The following is a 2,868-nucleotide window of genomic DNA, read 5'->3' on the forward strand; positions in this document are numbered from 1 at the left end:
GGTCACCGCCAAGGCACCGACTCCGCAGATGGCGATTGCCCGGATGGACCGCGCCCTGCGCGAATTCCGCATTCGCGGCGGGTCGACCAACATCGCCTTTGTCGAGAACCTGCTGAAGCACCCGACCTTCCTCAACGACACCTATACGACGAAGTTCATAGACACGACGCCGGGCCTTTTCAACTTCAAGAAGCGCCGCGACCGGGCGACGAAAATCCTGACCTATATCGCCGACATCACGGTGAACGGACACCCGGAGACCGCTGGCCGCGCGAAACCACATGCCGAGGCGCGCACGCCGAAGCCGCCGGTTCTGCGCGCGCGCCCTGCCCCGGGTACCCGCAACCTTCTTGAGGAAAAAGGCCCGCAGGCCGTCGCCGACTGGATGGCGTCACAGAAGAAACTGCTGCTGACCGACACCACCATGCGCGACGGGCACCAGTCGCTGCTGGCGACCCGGATGCGGTCGATCGACATGATCAAGGTAGCACCCGCCTATGCGGCGAACCTGCCCGAGCTTTTCAGCGTCGAATGCTGGGGTGGCGCCACATTCGACGTGGCCTATCGCTTCTTGCAGGAATGCCCCTGGCAGCGTCTGCGCGACCTGCGCAAGGCGATGCCGAACCTGATGACGCAGATGCTGCTGCGCGCCTCGAACGGCGTCGGCTATACCAACTATCCCGACAACGTCGTGCAGGAATTCGTGCGCCAGGCCGCGACAACCGGCATCGACGTCTTCCGCGTCTTCGACAGCCTCAACTGGGTCGAGAACATGCGCGTCGCGATGGATGCGGTGGTCGAAAACGGCAAGATCTGCGAAGGTACGATCTGCTATACCGGCGACATCCTGAACCCGGACCGCGCGAAATACAGCCTGAACTACTATGTCAATATGGGCAAGGAGCTGAAGGCCGCAGGCGCTCATGTGCTCGGTCTCAAGGATATGGCGGGGCTTCTGAAACCCGCCTCGGCCCGTGTCCTCTTCAAGGCGCTGAAGGAAGAGGTCGGGTTGCCGATCCATTTCCACACCCATGACACGTCCGGCATTGCCGGGGCCACGATCCTTGCCGCCGCCGATGCGGGCGTCTCGGCGGTCGACGCAGCGATGGATGCCTTCTCGGGCGGCACCTCGCAGCCCTGCCTTGGCTCCATTGTCGAGGCGCTGGCCCATACCGAACGCGATACCGGGCTCGACATGTCGGTGATCCGCGAGATTTCCAATTACTGGGAAGGCGTGCGCCACCAATATGCGGCGTTTGAGAGTGGTCTGGAGGCCCCGGCGTCGGAAGTCTACCTGCATGAAATGCCGGGCGGCCAGTTCACCAACCTCAAGGCACAGGCCCGCAGCCTCGGGCTTGAGGACCGCTGGCCGGAAGTGGCGCAGTCCTATGCCGACGTGAACCAGATGTTCGGCGATATCGTCAAGGTGACGCCGTCCTCCAAGGTCGTAGGCGACATGGCCCTGATGATGGTGGCCCAGAACCTGACACGGGCCGAGGTCGAGGATGCGTCAACCGACGTGGCCTTCCCGGACTCGGTCGTCGACATGATGCGCGGCAATCTCGGCCAGCCGCCGGGCGGGTTCCCGGCAGCCATCGTCGGGAAGGTGCTGAAGGGCGACAAACCCAATACAGAACGGCCGGGCAAGCATCTGAAACCCGTTGATCTGGAAGTGACCCGCGCGAGCCTGTCGAAAGAGCTTCTGGGCTTTGCCGTCGATGATGAGGATCTGAACGGCTACCTGATGTATCCCAAGGTCTTTCTCGACTATATGGGCCGTCACCGGCTTTACGGGCCTGTGCGCACCCTGCCCACCCGCACCTTCTTCTACGGCATGCAGCCCGGCGAGGAAATTTCGGCCGAGATCGACCCCGGCAAGACATTGGAAATCCGGCTTCAGGCGGTGGGCGAGACCAACGAGGAAGGCGAGGCCAAGGTCTTTTTCGAACTCAACGGCCAGCCCCGCGTCATCCGGGTGCCGAACCGTGCGATCAAGGCCAAGACGGCTGCCAAGCCGAAGGCCGCCGACGGCAACCCGAACCATATCGGCGCACCGATGCCGGGCTCGGTCGCCTCTGTGGCCGTCAAGCCGGGCCAGACGGTCAATGCAGGCGACCTGTTGCTGACCATCGAGGCGATGAAAATGGAAACCGGCATCCATGCTGACCGGGCCGCGACCGTAAAGGCGGTGCTGATCCATGCAGGCAGCCAGATCGAGGCCAAGGATCTGCTGGTCGAGCTGGAATAACGCTCCGGGCCACCGGAACCAGGCCTGATCCTAGCGGCAAAGCTGATTAACCCATGCAATGGGGCGGATTTCGGTCCGCCCCTTCTGCTTTCCGGGACAGCACGGCAACTTTCTGCCCCCGGGATGCGTTTTCCCTCTTGCACCCCCCCGACGAAGTTTATAAATCGCCCCTCACGGAGTGCGGGCGTAGCTCAGGGGTAGAGCATAACCTTGCCAAGGTTAGGGTCGTGAGTTCGAATCTCATCGCCCGCTCCAACGATCAAAGGGCACCTTAGGGTGCCCTATCGTGTTTTCACCCTGACACCATCAGCTCACATGCCGCACTTCGGCACCCTTACGTTTTTCATACGACGCTCCCAAATGCGCTCATCATTTTGCCACAATCTGACCGAGTACCGGAATTCCTGCCTTCACGGATCGGCAGCGAAGCATTAGCGTAAACAAGCGCATTTGCACTCCGTAGTGGAAACTATAGACGAAGGAGCGCTTAGGTGAACACAATTGTGGCATAATTGCGCCGTTTTATTGACTCGTCCGACGGTTCGGACAATTTTTTTTCGAGTAAGGGTTCGGCGCGCTGTGTGCCGGTATTTTAAATTCATTCCATGAGGAGGGTGGTT

General features: G+C 61.1%; 1 protein-coding gene and 1 tRNA gene. Both read left to right on the forward strand.

What is annotated here, in order from left to right:
- The coding region (locus tag WBB85_RS22855) for a pyruvate carboxylase (protein WP_432640868.1) at positions 1-2,248 on the forward strand (2,248 nt) is incomplete at its 5' end.
- Positions 2,249-2,428: 180 nt separating this feature from the next.
- A tRNA-Gly gene (locus WBB85_RS22860) sits at positions 2,429-2,503 on the forward strand.
- Positions 2,504-2,868 lie beyond the last annotated feature (365 nt).

This window comes from Albidovulum sp., assembly GCF_049646345.1.
Classification (GTDB): domain Bacteria; phylum Pseudomonadota; class Alphaproteobacteria; order Rhodobacterales; family Rhodobacteraceae; genus Albidovulum.